This window comes from Propionispora vibrioides (genome assembly GCF_900110485.1).
Taxonomy (GTDB): Bacteria; Bacillota; Negativicutes; order Propionisporales; family Propionisporaceae; genus Propionispora; species Propionispora vibrioides.
Genome location: NZ_FODY01000001.1, coordinates 306,238 through 325,871 on the forward strand (window position 1 = coordinate 306,238; position 19,634 = coordinate 325,871).

Genomic DNA, 19,634 nt, shown 5'->3' on the forward strand with positions numbered 1-19,634 from the left:
GCAAAATAAGACTTACTCCCCGGCCATTAACAGCAACCGTTCACATAAATCGGCAAAAGAAATTCCTGATGCTGCCGCGGCTTTGGGAACCAGGCTGGTGGCCGTCATTCCCGGAATGGTATTTACCTCCAGAACATAGGGCTGATTCGCTTTATCCAGCATGACATCGACTCTGGCAATGCCACGGCAGCCTAGCAGATTAAAGGCCTGCACCGCCACCTTCTGTAGTTTTTCCACCGCTAATTCCTCAAGCGGTGCCGGCACGATATAGTCGGTAGCCCCGCTGGTATATTTAGAATGATAATCATAGCAGCCGGAGTGGGGCACAATTTCAATGATTGGCAGGGCTGCCGGATTTTTATTGCCCCAGACGGCAATAGTGACTTCCCGTCCGTCAATAAACTCTTCAACAACCAGATTATCACTATAGGCAAAGGCTTCCTTGACCGCTGCCGCCAGCTTTTCCGCCTTGTCAACAATAGTCACGCCGATGCTTGAGCCCTGAGCGGAAGATTTCACCACCACAGGAATGGTAAAATCGGCCAAAATAGCCGCCGCCACCTCTTCGCCATCACTGTATTTATTAAAAACTTGCGACCGGGGCGTCGGTATGCCGGACGATAAAAACAGGCGTTTAGATATACTTTTATCCATGGCTATGGCACTGGCCAAAACCCCTGAGCCCGTATAGGGTATGCCCAGCATTTCCAAGGTCCCCTGCAACATGCCGTCTTCACCAAATTTTCCGTGGACCGCATTAAACACAATATCAACCTTTGCCTGCCGGATATCATCAACAAATTGAGCAGGATTTAGCTCCAAACCCACAGCCTGATATCCTTTTGACTGAAGTGCCTGCAAAATAGCCTGCCCGGTCCGTAAAGATACCTCGCGCTCCGAGGACGGGCCTCCCATCACTACTGCAACTTTTTTAGTTTTCATAGTCCAACACCTTCTACACTGATTTTACCCGAGCAATTTGAGCCCCTAGATTTTTTAAATTCTCCTCCAAATTCTCATATCCTCGATCAATATGATAAATTTGTTCAATTTCCGTGGTGCCTTCCGCAGCCAGAGCGGCTAATACCAGGGCACCGCCGGCCCTAAGATCGGGAGCGGTTACTGCTGAGCCGGTGAGCTTCGGTACACCGCGAATGACGGCTGTCCGGCCCTCTACCTTTATTTTGGCCCCCATACGCATGAGTTCATCCACATGTTTGAAACGGTTCTCAAAAATCGTCTCCGTAACAATACTCGTTCCCTTGGCAATGGTCAACAGCGATAGAATTGGCGCCTGCAAATCGGTCGCAAAACCGGGATGAGGCAGGGTTTTTATATCAACACCGCGTAATTCCTTGCTTCTGACCCTGATCGACCGACTTCCCACTTCGAGAACTGCGCCAATTTCCTCCAACTTATCAATAACCGAAAATAAATGTTCGGGAACCACATTCTCCACTACCACATCGCCGCGGGAAATAGCACCGGCAATCAAGTAGGTTCCCGCCTGAATGCGATCGCAAATGATAGTATGTTCCGCCGGCTTAAGTCGGCGGACACCGTCTATCCGAATGGTGTCCGTACCGGCACCACTGACTTTTGCTCCCATTTTATTAAGAAATGACTGCAAATCATAAATCTCGGGCTCACGGGCGGCGTTACAAATAATGGTAACGCCTTCTGCCAGCACAGCCGCCATCATTGCATTTTCTGTGGCACCCACACTGGGAAAATCAAGATAAATTTCTCCCCCTGACAAACTGGCGGCCTCGGCGTCAATATAGCCAAATTTCTCTTTTACCACTGTCCCCATTTTCTCTAAAGCCTTCAAGTGCAAATCAATCGGCCTGTGTCCAATGGCACAGCCACCGGGATAAGAAAGCCGGACTTTATGGAAGCGGCCCAGTAAAGGCCCCATTAAAAAAACGGAAGCTCTCATTTCCCGCATCAAATGCTCCGGCACCTCGTTCTTATGTATGGCCGTTGTATCGATGACTAAAGTGCGTCCTTCCCGTGTTATTTTGGCCCCTAAGAGCCGCATAATCTCCTGCATGGCATTAATATCACTTAGACAAGGCACATCATGGATGACACTGACTCCCGAACATAGCAGTGTTGCCGCCATAATCGGCAATGCTGCATTTTTCGCACCACCGACCCGGATGGTGCCGTTAAGTTGTACTTCTCCCGTGACGACAAACTTCTCCATCGTCTTCCCTCCCAGAAAAGTACAATCACCCTTTACATTATATATAATAGTTTCACTTGCACTCCTGCCGCTGGACAAGCTTTTCAACAAGTTCTTCTCCCGCCAAATAGATATTTCCCGCCCCCATCGTAATTACCAGGTCACCGGACTCCACGATTTCGCTAAGGTAACGGGCTATTTGGTTCCGATCAGGAATATAAATGACTTTTTGCCCGGTCTGCGCCTCGATTTCATCCTTCAAGGTCTCTCCCGTAACACCGGGAATCGGCTTTTCACCAGCCGAATACACATCGGTCAGAATCAATAAATCCGTCGCTGTAAACGCCTGCCCGAATTCCTTGCGCAGAAAATCGGTGCGTGAATAGCGGTGCGGCTGAAAAGCGCAAATCAAGCGCTGCGGCTTGGTCTGCCGGGCAGCTTTCAACGTTGTGCTGATCTCGGTCGGATGATGGGCATAATCATCAACAATCCAAACACCGTTTATTTTCGCCTTGGTTTGAAAGCGGCGTTTGGCGCCCCGGAAAAGTGCCAGCCCTTCGGCAATCCTGTCAAAAGGCAGTCCGGTAACCAGCCCGGCCACCACGGCCGCCAGCGAATTGGCCACGTTATGTATGCCCGGCACCGCTAATTTTATCGTTCCCAGCAGATTTTCCCCGTGATACACATCATAGGATGTGTTGGCTCCCAGCATGGAAATGTTGCGAGCTGTGTAGTCGGCGGGATAATCCAGCCCATAGGATATGATTTTCCGGTTAACCAGCGGGCTGATTTCACGGATATAAGCATTATCAAAACATAATATGCCGGTCCCGTCCTCCGGCAATCTATGCAAAAACTTCACAAAAGTTTGCAATATGTTATCCATATTTTTGTAATAATCCATATGATCATTTTCGATGTTGGTGACTACTGCCACAGCAGGGGTAAATTTCAGGAAGGAGCCGTCACTTTCATCCGCTTCGGCAACCAAATATTCCCCTTTGCCGAGTTTGGAGTTACCGCCAATATAATCAAGCTCACCCCCGATAATAATCGTAGGGTCCGTCGCCGCCTTTTCCATCATAACCGCAATCATGGAAGTGGTCGTTGTTTTACCGTGTGCTCCGGCAACCGCAATACCCCGGCGCTCATTCATCAATGCCGCCAGCACATCTGAACGGTGGAATACCGGAATGCCTAGTTCCTCCGCTTTTTTCAATTCCGGATTATCGGCGGCAATGGCGGTCGAAACGACAAGCGCCTCGGCATCCTGGACATGCGCCGCATCGTGTCCCTGAAAAATCGTCGCACCATGTATCTCCAGACGCTTAGTTACCTCGGTTTTGGCCACATCAGAGCCAGTGACACAGTACCCCTTCTCCAGGAGGACTTTGGCAATGGCACTCATACCCGCACCGCCGATACCAACAAAATGGAATTTTTTAATCGTATTTAACAAAAAGAATTCACTCCTTTCTTGTGAATGCTACCGGCCTTTACCATCTGCCGGGAAAACATTCACAGTCAGCCAGCCTTTAGAACAAAAATTGGTTAGTGCCTCATCCAGCGAGAACATGGAATAAGTTCCGGCCTTTTCGTCGCCAGGCTTCGTTGTCTTCGGCTTACATATGTCCGATATGCTCGCCTCTTCCGCCAAAGCCTGACAACAAAAATTCTCGGCACTCTACCCCATAACCCGCCGGATGAGGCATCCCTGGCGATATGCGTATCTTATATTATGCAATAATCGGTAATATGGTTACTTATGAGTGCTTACCGGCGGCCAAATTCACTGCAGCCCTGGCGATTTCAACGGCCGCCTCCGGCCGCCCCAATGCCTTACTGGCCACGGCCATGTCGCTTAATACCGCTGTATTTCCCATAATCTGTTCAATGACGGCAATAAGTTTGTCCCCATTTAGCTCATTGTCACGGATCACTACGGCAGCACCGCTGTGTTCCACCGCCCTGGCATTATATTCCTGGTGATTTTCGGCCGCATAAGGATAGGGCACCAAAATAGCGGGGATTCCCCGCGCCGTCAATTCAGCAAGTCCGATGGCACCTGCCCGGAATATAGCAAGATCGCTACAGGCCAAAGCCTGCGGCATATTATACAGATAGGGCTTGATGATAATATTGCCACTGTTTTTTTCATCTATACCGTATTTCTTTAAATTTCCAACTATGTTATTATACTCGCTCTGTCCGGTAACATGCAATAGCTGGATATCCTCCCGTCCGACAAAATGGCGGTGTACGGAAAGCATAGCTTGATTGATGCTACGGGCACCCCGGCTGCCGCCTGATATCAGCACGGTACGCTTATGGGCGGACAATTGCAACGCCGCCACTCCTTCCTCTCTGGTGGCGGTCATCACTTCGGAACGGATAGGATTACCGCTGACAAGAATTTTTTTCTGACTGCCCGGACTAAAATGCTGGACCGCTTCCTGATAACCGACTGCAATCTTGTCGACAAACCGGGCCAATATCCGGTTGGTAATCCCCGGTATGACATTCTGCTCCTGAATCATGGTAGGAACCCTCAGCAGACTGGCCGCCAGCAATACCGGGCCGCAAACATAGCCGCCCGTACCAATTACAATATCGGGCTTAAACTCCCGGATAAGCTGCATGGAACGCCAGACACTGCCTGCCGTACTGCAGAGATTTTTAATATTTGCCCAGGAAAGCCGGCGTTCAAACCCTTTTACCGTGATCAGCTCCAAACGAAATCCCTCTTTGGGTATAATATCCGCCTCTAATCCCTGCTGCGTCCCTACAAACAAAATTTCACAGGGTCCAAGCCGCTCCATGGCCCTGACAATCGTAACGGCGGGATAAATATGACCTCCGGTCCCCCCGCCTGACATCATCACACGCATATAAAAATTAAGCCTCCTGCAAACATTTTTATTCGAGACTTACATACCGTGAAATATTGAGCAATATGCCCACCCCGGACAGCGTAAAAATTAGCGCCGAACCGCCAAAACTTAAAAAAGGCAGCGGGATTCCGGTGACAGGCATGGAAGCCGTAACCACGGCAATATTCATCAGTGCCTGAATGGTAATCATGGTCGTAAGTCCTGCTGCCAACAAACTGCCATACACATCGGGCGCTGAAATTGCCACCTTATAGCCGCGCCAGGCAAATAGAAAAAACAGCAGGATAACCGCCAGTGTACCAATTAGGCCAAGCTCTTCGCCTAAAATGGCAAAGATGAAATCGGTATGCGGTTCCGGCAAATATAAAAACTTTTCCCGGCTCCGTCCCAGCCCTACGCCAAACAAGCCACCTGATCCGATAGCATATAACGACTGGATAATATGATAACCTGTATTCAAAGGATCAGCCCAGGGATCGCTGAAGGCAATCAACCGTTTCAACCGATACGGCTCGACTAAAATAGCCACAACCACACCGGCCACACCGGTTAACCCCAGGGATGCCAAATGGGTGACTTTAGCACCGGCGGAAAAAAGCAGAATAAATACCGTCGCACCAATGGCCAGCGCCGTTCCCAGGTCAGGTTCTTTCAAAATCAGGCCGAACACTAGCATTAGCACGGCTAGATTAGGAACAACACCTTTCATAAAGCTGTTTATCTTATCCTGACTGCGGGCCAGACTGGTGGCACAGTAAAGAACCATGCTTAATTTGGCAATTTCCGACGGCTGAAGGTAGAGCGAGCCAAAACCAAGCCAGCGACGCGCACCGTTTACCACCCTGCCCAGGCCCGGCACCAGCACCAGTACCAGCAGTACCAGTGTTGCCAACAATATAGGCTTCGCCAGCTTGCGCCAGACATGATAATCAATATTCATGGTGAACAGCATGCTTACTATTCCTAACGAAGCCCAAATCAACTGCCGTTTCAGGAAATAATAGCTATCGTCAAAATTCACATAGGCGGAAATCGCACTGGAGCTATATACCATGACGACTCCAATTCCCAATAATGCTATAATGGCGAAAAAAATAACATAATCAGGAGATTTTGGCCTGTTCACCTGCATTCCTCCTTAGAGCGTGTTTTCAAGCTATCCGGACGGTCCCATGACGGCGTTTTTTACAGCATATTCTACTTGGTTAAAATCTTTTGGAATAAGACTATTATTTCAAAAAATTGCCGCGTCACAAAACTCACTCGCCCTGGGAGCATTTCGTCAGCTCGAAAACACCCCCTAGGACGAAAGTTTATGTACCAGTTCCTTAAATACGCGACCACGTTCTTCGTAATTTTTAAACATGTCGTAGCTCGCACAGGCCGGCGACAACAATACTACCTGATGCGGCTGTGCCAGGTCGTGTGCCATTTGTACCGCCGCCGCCATACTGTCGGCCCGCCCAATATGTTCTACCTGTTGTTCCCGGGCAGCCTGAGCAAAGCGCTCACCAGCCTCGCCGATTAAAATCAGACAATCGACTTTTTCCTTAACTAGTTTCATAAACTCAGTCAAATCGGTATGTTTATCCCGGCCGCCGGCCAGAAGAATCACATGACCGCGAAAAGCCTCCAAGGCCTTGATGGAGGATTCGGGATTGGTAGCCTTCGAGTCATTATAATAAGTGACCTGCCGAACAGTAGCCACTCGTTCAATCCGGTGCTCGACTCCTTCAAAACGTTCCAGCACCACAGCCATGTCGGAAACTGCAACACCGGCAAAGAAAGCCACACCGCAGGCCGCCAAAGCATTTTCCACATTATGGCTGCCAATAATCCGCAGCGTATGAATGGAACATACCGGATAAGTCTTGCCTTTCCAGGCAATGGTAATCATGTCGCCTTTTAGAAAAACGCCCTGCGCCAGCTCCGTTTTCCGGCTGAAATACACAACTTGCGACACAGCTTTATTCATCATTTCCCGTACCAACGGGTCATCGTAATTGGCCACCACATAATCCTGTGAAGACTGGTTGGTAAAGATCCGGCTCTTCATAGCCATATAATTTCCCATGGTTTTATGCCGGTCAAGATGATCGGGAGTTACATTCAGCACGGCGGCGACAACCGGGCGAAAGGTCCTGGCGCCTTCCAACTGAAAACTCGATATCTCGGCCACCACCAAATCCTTGTCTGTTACGTCCTCGACCTCCAGCGACAAGGCCTTGCCGATATTGCCGCCTACCACTACCCGTTTGCCGGTGGTCTTCGCCATTTCCCCCACCAGGGTGGTGGTGGTGGTCTTCCCATTCGTTCCGGTAATAGCCAGTATGGGCGCCGGGCATAACCGGTAGGCAACTTCTACTTCACTGATAACCTCTACCCCCTGCTGCTCGGCTGCTAAAACTAGGGGACTATAAATAGATATTCCCGGTGAAACAACTATATAATCAAAATCGCTCACCAAAATTTCATTTTGTTGCCCCAGCGCCAGTTTAATGCCCTGCTGCTGCAGGCTTTTGACCCGGTCTCCCAGTTCGTCAAGCGTTTTCGTATCCTGTAAGGTAACACGGGCACCTTTTTTCTGCAATATTTGGGCTACAGCCACGCCGCTGACGCCAGCCCCTGCCACCAACATTCTTTTTCCTGCAAAACCCATCTTGCTCATCCTCCTTTAGGGCATGTTTGAAAACTATCCGAAACGGTTAGATTTCAAACATGCCCTAGCCTCCTGATTTGCTTGCGGTCAATACCAGCAATGCCACGGCGCTGCACACAATTCCCGCCAGCCAAAAGACAGTCACAACCTTTGTCTCCGACCAGCCCGACAGTTCAAAGTGGTGGTGAATCGGACTCATTAGAAAGACCCGCTTACCTGTTGACTTAAAGGATATGACCTGTACAATGACCGACAGCGCCTCTACGACAAACACGCCGCCAACGAGCACCAATAAAAGCTCGGTTTTTGTCATGACGGCAACAGCGGCCAACGCGCCACCCAGAGCCAGCGAACCGGTATCGCCCATGAACACTTTGGCCGGATGAGCGTTAAACCGCAAAAAGCCTAAGGCAGCTCCGGCCAGCGCTACACAGAACACAGCCAGGTCAAACTTGCCAAAAACTAGACAGATAGCCCCATAAGCCAGCGCCGCAATCGTAGTAGTTCCCGCCGCCAGACCGTCCAGTCCGTCCGTCAGATTAACCGCATTCGTTGTGCCGACAAGCACCAGAAAAATTAATATATAATAGAACGGCCCCAAATCAAGCTGAATTCCCAGTAAAGGAATCCACAGATCCGTCCCCCGTCCCATGTATACGGCAGCAATATAAGCCAGCGCAGCCGCCATAATAATTTGTCCCACCAATTTCTGCCTGGCCTTTAGACCTAAGGAACGTTTTAGTACTACTTTAATAAAATCATCCAAAAAACCAATAAGTCCGTGACCAAAGGTGACAAACAAGGCTAATAACACCTCGGCACTCTTTCCGCCATAAAACAGAGATGGAATCAGTAAGGCGATCAGAATGATAATGCCGCCCATTGTAGGCGTTCCCGCCTTTGCATAGTGCCGTTGCGGCCCTTCCTGCCGAATGCTCTGACCAAATTTTAGCCGCCTCAACACGGGAATCAGCAGCGGGCCGCACAGTATGGCAATTAAAAACGCCATACCGGCGGCATACAACAACTCTTGCATGATAAACCTCCCATGGTTAACCAAGGCAACCGCTGATTAATTCACACGGCGTGTCCTGACGGAGCTTTTTCCGCCTGGCTGCGCCAGCAAAACCTTGCAATAGGAGCCTCTATCCTCTATTCCTGCGGTTTTACTGCCTTGTCAGACGAAAGATCTCTCGCCAGCCCGACCGGTTCATTTAATCAGTGATTACCTAGTATTTCTAATATTTGCTCCATTTTCATACCCCGTGAGCCTTTAATCAGTATCGTATCGCCCGGCCGCAGCTTATCTGCAAGGATTTGCTTGGCTGCCGCGTGATCACGGCAGGCGAAAACTTCCTGCACACCATGCTCACGGGCCGCGCCGGCAATTTCACCAGCCAGCTCGCCGACGGTAACCACCAGACCGGTACCACTGTTGGCCAGCCTTCGGCCAATATGACGATGGGCTTCGACGGCAATATCACCCAGCTCCAGCATATCTCCCAACACGGCAACCGCCCGGTTGGGCGCGATATCGACCAGCGTATCCACGGCAGCAGCCATCGAAGCCGGACTTGCATTATAGGCATCATTAATCACCACATAGTCTGATACTTTACTCACCGCCAGCCGCATAGCCGCCGTTTCAAACGCAGCCAGGCCACGCTGTATATCGACAGGCTGCAAGCCAAGCGCCGAACCGACACTGATCGCCGCCAGCGCGTTGAACACATTGTGCCTGCCCAGCGCCGGCACAGTCACGGGAAAGGTTTCCGCTCCCACATGACAGGTAAACGTGGAGCCACCGTCGCCCAGCACGACCTCACTGGCCCGGATATCAGCCTGCTCCGTTAAACCATAAGTCAGCACGCTCCCCCGCGCCTTGCCGGCCATGGCCAGGACATGGGGATTATCGGCATTCAAGACAATCAAACCTTCCGGTGGTATGGCTTCCACCAATTCCGCCTTAGCAGCCGCAATATTGTCCAGCGATCCCAAGAGCTCCATATGAGTTTCACCGACATTGGTAATCACACCCACTGTCGGCAGGGCAATACCGGCCAGTTCCTTAATCTCGCCCAAACCACGCATGCCCATTTCCACCACGGCCGCTTCGTGTTTTTCCGTCAGATTGAGCAGCGTCAGCGGCAGACCGATTTCATTATTGTAATTTGCCTGTGTTTTCAATACACTACGGCGGCTCGCCAAAATAGCCGCCGTCATATCCTTAGTGGTCGTTTTACCGTTGGAGCCGGTTATGGCGATCACCGGTATGGAGTAACGCAACCGGTGAAACCTCGCAATATTCTGCAAAGCCTTCAGTGTATTTCCTACGGTTATGACCGGCAGCTTCAGCGGCCCCGCCGGACAGACATCCTGCACTACCAGTCCGGCTGCCCCGCTTGCTACCGCTTTAGTCAGAAAATCATGCCCGTTGAAACGTTCACCAATCAGAGCAACAAATAAATCTCCCGGCTTTACCGTCCGGGTATCGATGGAAATTCCGCTAAAGACAATATCCGGTGCAGCGCTTTCCACCGTTACCAGTTCGCTGCCCAAAGCCTGACAAATCTCTTTTATGGTAAACTGCACGGCTACATCAGCTCCTTGACAAGTTCCACCGCGGTTTCCCGGTCATCAAAATGAATGGTTTTATCCTTTAGTATTTGATAGGTTTCGTGCCCTTTGCCGGCAATGATCACAATATCGTCCGTTTGCGCCAGTTCCAAGGCCCGTTTGATCGCCTGCCGGCGATCAGCGATTTTCTCATACAGCTTACCTTCAACCAGCTTTTCCCGGATTCCCACTTCAATTTCTGCTAAAATCACTGCCGGGTCCTCGGTTCGCGGATTATCCGACGTGGCAATGACCACATCGCCATATTCCACGGCCAGCCGCCCCATAATGGGCCGTTTGGTCCGGTCCCGGTCACCGCCGCAGCCGAATACGACAAGAATGCGCCGTTTGGCAATTTGCTGGGCCGTTTTCAGAATGTTTTCCAGTCCGTCCGGCGTATGGGCATAATCCACAATGATGCTGAACGGCTGTCCGGCGTTGACCAGTTCAAACCGGCCGGGAACGCTTTTAAAGCCTTCCAGCGCTGCTTTAATAATCTGGGGCTCAATCCCCTCCGCCAAAGCCGCGCCCACAGCACCTAATACATTGTATACATTGAACAAGCCGGTAATCGGCAAAGCAAGATCAATATCACCGGCAGGGCCACGAACGGTGAAACTCACGCCGGAAGCTTTTACATCCACCTGTAAGGCCCGCAAATCCGCCGTCGCCGCCTTTACACCATAGGTCAGTGTGGCACACTTTGCACTTTGCAAAATGCGTTTGGCCGCCGGATCATCCAAATTGACCACCGCCGTTTTTCTTTCCTTTGAGGCCGCCGGATCACTGACCAGAGAAAATAAACGGGCCTTGGCCTCCAGATAATTGTCGAAATTGCCATGAAAGTCCAAATGATCCTGAGTCATGTTGGTAAATATGCCTACGTCAAATTCACAACCGGCCACCCGGTTCAGCGCCAGGGCATGAGAAGATACTTCCATCACCACATAATCCATATTGCAAGCTACCATTTCAGCCAATATTCCCTGCAATTCCACCACATCGGGCGTCGTATTCTTCACTGGCAACACCCGGTCTCCGATCAGGGTCTGAATGGTGCCAATCACACCGACCCGATAGCCGGCACGGGTTAAAATATCACGCAGCAAATAGGTGGTCGTCGTCTTGCCGTTAGTGCCCGTTACACCGATCATACGTAGTTTCCGGCTCGGAAAACCAAAAAAAGAAGGGACAATCCCCTGCATGGCTGTCCTCGTGTCGGAAACTTTTATTTTAGCGACTCCGGCCGGAACGTTAACATCCTCTTCAATAATGACCGCGATAGCACCCTGCCGGCAAGCCTGTGCCACGTAATCGTGGCCGTCAGTTTTTGCACCTTTCAGACAGATAAATACCGAACCATCGGTCACTTGTCGCGAATCATAGGTAATCGACTTCACTTCCTGTGTTCTCTCTATGCGGCCCGCCTGCACGGCATCCGGCAAATGTGCCAGCAAATCACCTAATGTCATCATAGTTCGCTCCTCCTGTATTAGACTTCCTCGGGAATTAGGGCGCAAGTGGATGAACGAGGATTTTTTGTGTCTAGCAAGGCCGCAGGTTCCGTCAATACTGGAGGTATTGGCGGGTTCTGCCAACGAAAGATAGGCGCAAAAAAGACCGTTCTCGCCACTGCGAACTAATTCTTGAGGAGGTCTATTATAACTATTATTACCATATTTACTGATTATATTGTCGGGGGGGATCATTCAAAATAAACGGTGACAATCGAACCGGAAGGCACCTTGCTGCCGACCGGCGGCTCCTGGCTGGTAACTTGCGCCTTGCTATCACCGACAGGTCGGACGCTCAGGCCAATTTCGCCCAATATCCGGGCAGCTTCCTCACCGGACAGCCCCTGGCAATCCGGCACAGTAACTTCTGACCAGTTATACCTTGGCGTCGAGGTATATAAGAGTACCTTAGAACCGGCAGGAACTTTGCTGCCCGGCTTGGGAATTTGATCGACAATCCGTTCCCCGTTTTCTTCCACGATTCCCGTTAAATCCAGTTTGGCAAGTTGCGCCTTGGCTTCATCTGGCAAAAGATTGATAACGCCGGGAACATCAACATGCGGCTTTTGCTCTACTCCCGTCGGTTTTTCTGCCAATTTGGGCTGCACCTGCAGATATTGTAAAATATCCTTCATAGCGGAGCCAAACACCGGCGCGGCAATCTGCCCGCCATAATACATGCCTACCGGCTCATCAATAATCACCAGCAGCACCACCTGAGGATCATCGGCAGGGGCAAACCCGACAAAAGATGCCACATATTTCCCCGGCATATAGCCGCCGCCACCCACCTTTTGCGCTGTTCCTGTTTTACCGGCTACGCGAAAGCCCTCAAGAAAGGCATTCTTTCCTGTACCTTCTTCTACAACCTTCTCCAAAACTCCTTTTACTTCTTTTGCCACAGCCGGATCAATCACCTGTTTTACACTGTCCGGTTTAAAATCCCGGAGAATTTGCCCGTTTTTGTCCCGGACCTCGCGAACAATCTGCGGCCGCAGCAATTGCCCGTCATTGGCGACCGCCGCCACCGCAGTGGCCAGTTGGATTGGCGTAACGGCAATACTCTGCCCCATGGCCATCGTAGCGATATTGATCGCTTTGGCCTGCTCGGAATTAATCAAAATGCCCTTCGCTTCGCCGGGAAGGTCAATATCAGTTGCCTTGCCGAAGCCAAAGGACTGCAAATAACGGTAAAAAGGCTCGATGCCTAATTTCAGTCCTACATTGACAAAACCCACGTTGCACGAATTTTCGATAACCTCTTCAAAACTCTGACTGCCGTGTCCGCCATCCTTCCAGCAGTGAATGATCCGGCCCTGTACCTCCACTTCTCCCGGATCAAAAAAACGGTCCGACAGTTTGACCACGCCCTCACCTAGCGCGGCGGCAGTCGTAATAATCTTAAAGGTAGAACCCGGTTCATAAGCGTTAGAGACGGCAATATTGCGCCAGAGCTTCGGTGAAAAATCGGCAAAATGATTGGGATCATAATCAGGCCGGTTGGCCAGGGCCAAAACTTCGCCTGTTTGCGGTTTGATGGCCACCATTGTCGCCGCTTTAGCTCCGGTCTCCTTCATCACTTTATCCAGTTCCCGCTCGGCAATTTGCTGGATAATCAGATCAATGGTCAGGTAGATATTATTCCCGTCCGTCGGCGGCATAAATTTATGCACGGCATAGGGAATCTCACGGCCACGGGCGTCATATTCAACAACAATACTGCCCGGTCGTCCTTTCAAGTAGCTGTCAAAAGTAATTTCCACACCGTCCAGGCCCTGACTGTCAATCCCGGTAAAGCCCAAAACATGGGCTGCCACATTATCGTGCGGATAATAGCGTCGACTTTCCTCAGTCAGGCCAATCCCGGGCAGGTTAAGCGCCTTGATAGCCTTTGCCTGGTCCGAGCCCACCTTACGCTCTATCCAGGTAAAAGCCTGGCGCTTTTTAAGCTGCTTTACCAGCTTATTATTATCCAATACCAAAATAGCAGCCAATTTGGCTGCTGTGTCCTCAACATCACGTATTTCGGCCGGAATCGCATAAACAGAATCGGAGCTGATACTGACGCCTAACTCTTTTCCATTACGGTCAAAGATAATCCCCCGCTTCGCCTCGACGGGAATATCCCGGACGCGTTGGTCGGTAGCGTTCTCGGTCAGCCATTCACTCTTGTAAAACTGAAGATACAGTAAGCGGCAGCACAGGGCTGCCATAACAAAACCGACGAGCAGCAGCAAACAAGCCACCCTTTTGCGGACAACAACATGGGTAATCAGCGGCAACGGCATCTCCTCCCCAACAGATTACCGCGCCTTATGTGCTTCTGCCCTGGCTGCTTTAACAAAACCGATCAACTGATTGGTTAGCGATTTCTCCTCCGGTGGAGCGGCCGGTGAAACAGTTGCCGTTTCATTGACGGCATAGTATATATTCTTAGGTAAAACCATCCCCAGTTCACTGGTCGCAATGGTTTGAATGCGCTGCGGTGATTTTAATTTAGCAATGTCAAGATGGAGCTGTTCATTTTCTTTTTCCACTTTAGCCAGTTGCGCTTTAGATTGCACCAGGGTATAGCCGGCCCTTATCATCGCTTCACTTTGAATGGTAAATACAATAGCAATGGCAGCCAGTAGTAACACAGTAGCAAAACACTTGGCGCGCAAAGCCAAATTGGGACGTGAATTTTCTTTTACTTGCGTCGATATGGTCTGATTAGCCTGCTCCTGATAATAACTATCCCAATTCTCTTTTTTATTCACTAACATATGTATTTACCCTCCCTGGATATTAGAACAACATCATAGTTGCCTACACTTTTTCAGCGACTCGCAGCTTAGCGCTTCTTGCCCGCGGATTCACATCCAGTTCCTCCGCCGACGGGCTAATAGGCTTGCCCACCAACTTAACAATAGGCTGCTTATTGCACACACACACCGGAAACCGCGGGGGACATTCACAGCCTTTGGCCAACTCAGCCAGAGTTTGCTTGGCGATCCGGTCCTCCAAAGAGTGAAACGTAATGATACAGATCCTGCCGCCGATTTTAAGCCGGTTTACCGCCGCGGTAAAGGCAGCTTTCAGTATGTCCAGTTCCTTGTTCACTTCAATACGAATGGCCTGAAACGTACGCTTGGCCGGATGAGGACCATCCCGCCGGGCTGCTGCCGGAATAGCACTTTTGATGATATCAACCAGTTGCCCTGTTGTGTTTATTTTGCCGTCAGCCCGGGCAGCCACAATAAACTTGGCGATCCGTTTAGCCCAGCGTTCCTCGCCAAATTCGGCAATCACTGCCGCCAGACGGCTTTCACTATACTCATTGATCACATGATAAGCGGAAAATTCCGCCGCCGGATTCATCCGCATATCCAGCGGTGCATCCTGCATATAGGAAAATCCCCGTTCCGCCACATCAAGCTGATGGGAAGAAACCCCCAGATCAAACAGAATTCCGTCTACCGCTTCAATCTCCAGCTCATCTAAAATCCGTTCTAGCTGGGAAAAGTTATTTTGGATAATATCAACCCGGCAGACAGCCTGCGCCAGCCGCTCCCGTCCGGCCTGAATAGCTGCCGGATCCTGATCGATACCGATGAAGCGTCCCGCTTTGTTTAGTTTGGTAACAACCATCCCGGCATGTCCACTGCCACCCAAGGTACAATCCACATAGGTTCCGCCGGCGTCAGTAACCAAGGAGTCGACACTTTCCTGTAATAAAACACTTACATGACTAAATTCCATTACCCGTTTCACTCCTTGCGTTATATCCCCAGATCAACCAAATTTTCGGCAATTCCAGCCACCGTCGGTCCGATTTCACTATTATAAGCATCCCAGGCATCCTTGCTCCATATTTCAATCCGGCTGGATACGCCGATAATAACGACATCTTTATCAAGCTTGGCATAATCCCGTAAATTGGCAGGCAGCAAAAAACGCCCCTGCTTATCACAGTCAAGTTCTGAGGCTCCGGAAAAGAAAAACCGTACAAAGGCCCTGGCGTCTGCTTTAGCTAAAGGCAATTGCTTTAATTTTTTTTCTAAATTGCCCCATTCCTCTTTGGTATATACAAACAAGCAGGTATCAAGTCCTTTGGTAACAACGAAGTTGTCGCCGACTTCCTCGCGGAATTTTGCCGGCAAGATGAGACGGCCCTTATTATCAATACTATGAAGGTATTCTCCCATCAACACCGCTGCTTCACCATCCCGCCAGGACTTTCATACCACTTTCCACCACTTTAAACCACTTTTTATATATAAATTCTGAAAAAACCATAAAAATCCTTCACAAAAATAAAGGATTTTATACTTTTTCCAAATTTTAGTTCCTAGGTCCCATAATAGGACCACAGTCCTAAGATCATGGTATGAAGTTTTACTGATATGGTATACTAATGCTTATATTGTCCCATGGTAAGCAAAGGCTTTATATGCTATACTCATTATGATCAGTATTAGTGCAAAGGAGGTTTACCAGCGTGACTATTGATAAAAACATGAGCATTATTGAGGTTGTAGAGGCCTATCCGGCAGCAGTGGATGTATTCCGCAGCTATGGCATGGGCTGCTTGGGTTGTGCGGCCGCCCGTTTTGAGAATATTGCCCAGGGAGCTGCCGCTCACGGCATCAATATAGATGCACTCATTGCCGACCTTAATAAAGTGGCACAGCAAACATCACAAGCTTAATAAACGCCGGTCACTATAAAAAGCAAGCAGCACACCATAGAACGGTGCGCTGCTTGCTTCTTATTTTCACTAAAATTTTCGTCTCACCACAATGGCACGGGCCATCTCGTAATCCAAAGCCAATTCGGTATTTTCTATCTTCACTACATAGACCGGCATCGTTTGCAGAACTTGCAGCAAGGCTCCCGGCACCAGGCCAAAAGCAATCAGCTTCCGCTGATCCGCCCCGGACAGCCTCTGTAAGGCAGTGATCAACCCGGCATCCCCGGACTTTAACTGAGTCAGGTTCATAGTAACCCGCCTTCCCAATTAGCAGCAACTAAATACAAAAAAACATTGGCTAAAAAGCCTGAAAGTACCGACAGCAGAATAATTAACAGCAGCATAACCAATGCGGTCGGCAGGCCGCGTTCTTTGATCATAGCCGCCAGTTGAGCCACACAGGGCACGAACAGGGTCAGTGTAATCGCCGCCACTAAGAGTTGTCCGGTACTTAATGCACCGAGGCGGAACAAGTCGTACAAGCCGGCTGTCCCGTAATCGCGGCGAAAAAATCCCAGCAGAAAGATTGACGCCATCGCTTCAGGCAGTCCCAACAGGGTCGTCACAGGCTTAATATAAGAAACAAGGACCGGTAAAAGCCCGCCATAGTCAGCACACCACAGCAGCAAACTAGTAATCAAAAAGACCGGTAAAATTTCCGCCAAATAGTATATTACTCTTGTATATACCTTCATCAATACATTAGCCAGTACGGGCAGACGCAAAGGTGGTATTTCCATATAAAAAGGACTTCTTTCTCCTGACAGCACTTTGCTGCTGAGCCAGCCCACCGCAATAAACAGTAAAGTTATATACCCACCCCAAATACCCAAAGCGAGCGGGTTTACCGACAATAGCGCGACAACCACGCCAAGCTGGGCCGAACAGGGAATAGTCAACGACAGCAAAAAAGTGGCCAGTATTCGTTCCCGTTTAGTCTCCAGTGTCCGGGTGACAATGACCGCCATGGTCCCGCAGCCAAAACCAAGAATGACCGGAATGACCGCCCGGCCATTAAGGCCCAGGCACTTAAACAGTCTGTCGGCCAGCATGGCCAGTCGTGGCAGATAGCCGCAATCCTCCAGGAGGGCAAATATAAAAAAAAAGCTTCCTACTACCGGCAATATGATGGCTATGGCATAACGAAAGCCAAGCGACACGAGGCCATAATCACCGATCAATAAGTCTCTCGCCCATTCCCAGGGAATCTGACCAAGAACAATAGCTTTTATCCAGGGTATAATATATGCTTTAAAAATAATTTGATCAAAATAATCCACCAAAAAACCGGCGCCAAATTTCCCTACAAACAAGTAGAGACCGAAATAGAGTACCAGGCAAGCTAATGGTATACCAGTTGCCGGACGGCGAGCCCATTCCCCCAGTTTATTCCGGAAAACAAAAGCTTGGGAGGCTTGCCGGCTCACCACATCCTGCAATAAGCCGGTAACTGATTTTTGCCGTTCCAGGGCAATCCGGTAGGACAGATCTTCTTTTCCCAGTCGGTTTAGCTTGTCACTCACCGCCTTGCCACTACCGTTAGGCGAAAAGCGCGCTAAAAGCACAGGATCCTGCTGCAGCAATAGCAGTGCCGCCAGCCGCTTCGACAGACCATAATCTGAGGACAGAACACTTTCCATATCGGCAATGGCCGTTTCCAGTTCCGGCGGGAAATGGCTGTGATAACGAACGGGGCTGCCCGGCTTTTGAAAGGAAGCGATGCAGGCGGTCAATTCGCCAAGTCCCAGCTTTTTTACCGCCGCAGTGGCAAGCACCGGGATCCCCAGCTTATCAGCTAACCGGGGCAATTCCAAATGAAGCCCCGCCTGCTTGGCTTCATCCATCATATTAACGACCAGAACAACGGCAAACCCGGCTTCCAGCAAGTCAAGCGTCAATGACAGCATGCGTTTGATTTGTTTAGCGTCAATCACGTGCACAACCACATCGGGCCGCTCGGCACAAAGCAGCCGGCGGGTTACCGCCTCTTCTTCCGTCAACGGGATTAACGAGTAGATACCCGGCGTATCCACAATTTCACAAGCTACGCCCCGCAGGGTAACCAAGCCTTTTGCCACCTCAACAGTAGTACCGGGATAATTGGACACAGCAACATAGCGCCCTGTTAAATAATTAAAAATTACACTTTTACCGACATTAGGCGAGCCTACCAGCGCCACTTTCAGCAACGGTCATTCCTCCACCTCCCGGGAACCGCCGATGTAATGGGCCTGTCGACCTGGCGAAAGCTTTTTTTATCTGACAGGGAAGCAAAACCTAAAAGCTAGTACCTTGTAACCTTTAAAACCATACATAGGCTGGCGAGGAGATTTTTCGCCAGACAAGGCGGAGGAAGGAGGCGTAGCGGTTCCTACGCCGATTGACGACAACGTAGGTTGGCGAGAAATATTCCGCCAGAATAGTATGGTTTTAGATGTTACACGGTACTAGGTTATTTCAAGGTTTTATCGACACAGCCAGACGGAAAAAGATCGGTCAGGACGGACAGGGCGAATAAATCAACGGTTCCCTAAGCATAGTAATATCTTCTATGCAAAATTCTGCCGATATATGAATAAGAAAAGCCTGGCAGGTGCCAGGCTTTTCAAAAATAACTGCACTATCGATAAATAAAAGACGCGTCTGCGATGCAGCGCGTCTTTTATTTATAACAGCGGGGATAGTTTAGCGTTAATAGCTGATTTCGGCATATAGCCCATTAATTTTTCCGTTTGCACTCCGTCTTTAAAGAGCAGCATGGTCGGCAGGCTCATAACACCGTAATCCTGAGCCAATGAACGATTTTCATCCACATTGACTTTAACGACCTTCATCTTGCTTGCGTGCTCGGTCGCCAGTTCATCTAAAATAGGCGATAATTTAGTGCAGTAGCCGCACCAGGGGGCCCAGAAATCAACAAGCACCGGTGTGGCTGATTCAATAACTTCCTCCTGGAAATTTTCCCGGTTTGCGTTAACAATGGTGGACATATAAAAAACCTCCCTTTAATGTAATAATCTATATCTACATGGAA

The 19,634-nt window shown here is 49.9% G+C and carries 17 protein-coding genes; 1 reads left to right on the forward strand and 16 read right to left on the reverse strand.

Annotated elements, in window-relative coordinates; all coding sequences use genetic code 11:
- Window positions 1–12: 12 nt before the first annotated feature.
- The 13 genes from BMW43_RS01655 to mraZ all read right to left on the reverse strand — a co-directional run bounded on the left by BMW43_RS01655 (window position 13) and on the right by mraZ (window position 16,061).
- Window positions 13–942: a D-alanine--D-alanine ligase family protein gene (locus BMW43_RS01655; RefSeq protein ID WP_091743648.1), complete on the reverse strand. Its 930-nt coding sequence runs from the start codon at window positions 940–942 to the stop codon at window positions 13–15.
- Between the two features lie 13 nt (window positions 943–955).
- Window positions 956–2,209: a UDP-N-acetylglucosamine 1-carboxyvinyltransferase gene (murA, locus tag BMW43_RS01660; RefSeq protein WP_091743649.1), complete on the reverse strand. Its 1,254-nt coding sequence runs from the start codon at window positions 2,207–2,209 to the stop codon at window positions 956–958.
- Between the two features lie 52 nt (window positions 2,210–2,261).
- A complete protein-coding gene (gene murC, locus BMW43_RS01665) occupies window positions 2,262–3,647 on the reverse strand; it encodes a UDP-N-acetylmuramate--L-alanine ligase (RefSeq protein ID WP_091743650.1) in 1,386 nt (461 codons plus the stop codon).
- A 304-nt stretch (window positions 3,648–3,951) separates the two neighbouring features.
- A complete protein-coding gene (gene murG / locus BMW43_RS01670; protein WP_091743651.1) occupies window positions 3,952–5,076 on the reverse strand; it encodes an undecaprenyldiphospho-muramoylpentapeptide beta-N-acetylglucosaminyltransferase in 1,125 nt (374 codons plus the stop codon).
- Window positions 5,077–5,104: 28 nt separating this feature from the next.
- Window positions 5,105–6,205, reverse strand: a complete 1,101-nt coding sequence (gene spoVE, locus BMW43_RS01675; protein ID WP_245732176.1) for a stage V sporulation protein E — start codon at window positions 6,203–6,205, stop codon at window positions 5,105–5,107.
- A gap of 174 nt (window positions 6,206–6,379) precedes the next feature.
- On the reverse strand, window positions 6,380–7,738 hold the full coding sequence (gene murD, locus BMW43_RS01680; RefSeq protein WP_091743653.1) for a UDP-N-acetylmuramoyl-L-alanine--D-glutamate ligase: 1,359 nt from the start codon (window positions 7,736–7,738) through the stop codon (window positions 6,380–6,382).
- A gap of 64 nt (window positions 7,739–7,802) precedes the next feature.
- Window positions 7,803–8,774 (reverse strand): phospho-N-acetylmuramoyl-pentapeptide-transferase, encoded by a 972-nt coding sequence (gene mraY, locus BMW43_RS01685; protein ID WP_091743654.1) that lies wholly within the window; start codon window positions 8,772–8,774, stop codon window positions 7,803–7,805.
- Between the two features lie 182 nt (window positions 8,775–8,956).
- On the reverse strand, window positions 8,957–10,330 hold the full coding sequence (locus BMW43_RS01690) for a UDP-N-acetylmuramoyl-tripeptide--D-alanyl-D-alanine ligase (protein ID WP_091743655.1): 1,374 nt from the start codon (window positions 10,328–10,330) through the stop codon (window positions 8,957–8,959).
- A gap of 2 nt (window positions 10,331–10,332) precedes the next feature.
- Window positions 10,333–11,829 (reverse strand): UDP-N-acetylmuramoyl-L-alanyl-D-glutamate--2,6-diaminopimelate ligase, encoded by a 1,497-nt coding sequence (locus tag BMW43_RS01695; protein WP_439331435.1) that lies wholly within the window; start codon window positions 11,827–11,829, stop codon window positions 10,333–10,335.
- 230 nt (window positions 11,830–12,059) lie between these two features.
- Window positions 12,060–14,150: a stage V sporulation protein D gene (locus BMW43_RS01700; protein WP_091743656.1), complete on the reverse strand. Its 2,091-nt coding sequence runs from the start codon at window positions 14,148–14,150 to the stop codon at window positions 12,060–12,062.
- Window positions 14,151–14,171: 21 nt separating this feature from the next.
- Complete coding sequence (locus BMW43_RS01705; RefSeq protein ID WP_091743657.1) at window positions 14,172–14,633, reverse strand: septum formation initiator family protein; 462 nt, start codon at window positions 14,631–14,633, stop codon at window positions 14,172–14,174.
- A 43-nt stretch (window positions 14,634–14,676) separates the two neighbouring features.
- A complete protein-coding gene (gene rsmH, locus BMW43_RS01710; RefSeq protein ID WP_091743658.1) occupies window positions 14,677–15,609 on the reverse strand; it encodes a 16S rRNA (cytosine(1402)-N(4))-methyltransferase RsmH in 933 nt (310 codons plus the stop codon).
- Between the two features lie 20 nt (window positions 15,610–15,629).
- Complete coding sequence (gene mraZ / locus BMW43_RS01715; protein ID WP_091743659.1) at window positions 15,630–16,061, reverse strand: division/cell wall cluster transcriptional repressor MraZ; 432 nt, start codon at window positions 16,059–16,061, stop codon at window positions 15,630–15,632.
- 287 nt (window positions 16,062–16,348) lie between these two features.
- Here mraZ and BMW43_RS01720 point away from each other — a divergent pair, with 287 nt between their 5' ends.
- Entirely contained in the window at window positions 16,349–16,558 is a 210-nt protein-coding gene (locus tag BMW43_RS01720) for a DUF1858 domain-containing protein (RefSeq protein WP_177173428.1), read from the forward strand.
- A gap of 69 nt (window positions 16,559–16,627) precedes the next feature.
- Here the strand turns inward: BMW43_RS01720 and BMW43_RS01725 are convergent, their stop codons facing one another.
- The 3 genes from BMW43_RS01725 to trxA all read right to left on the reverse strand — a co-directional run bounded on the left by BMW43_RS01725 (window position 16,628) and on the right by trxA (window position 19,590).
- Window positions 16,628–16,849: a FeoA family protein gene (locus tag BMW43_RS01725; protein ID WP_091743660.1), complete on the reverse strand. Its 222-nt coding sequence runs from the start codon at window positions 16,847–16,849 to the stop codon at window positions 16,628–16,630.
- Complete coding sequence (gene feoB / locus BMW43_RS01730) at window positions 16,846–18,780, reverse strand: ferrous iron transport protein B (protein WP_245732183.1); 1,935 nt, start codon at window positions 18,778–18,780, stop codon at window positions 16,846–16,848. The genes BMW43_RS01725 and feoB overlap by 4 nt, the downstream gene beginning before the upstream one ends.
- Window positions 18,781–19,266: 486 nt before the next feature.
- The gene (gene trxA, locus BMW43_RS01735; RefSeq protein ID WP_091743662.1) at window positions 19,267–19,590 is read right to left on the reverse strand and encodes a thioredoxin; all 324 of its coding nucleotides are present in this window, start codon (window positions 19,588–19,590) and stop codon (window positions 19,267–19,269) included.
- Between the last annotated feature and the right edge of the window lie 44 nt (window positions 19,591–19,634).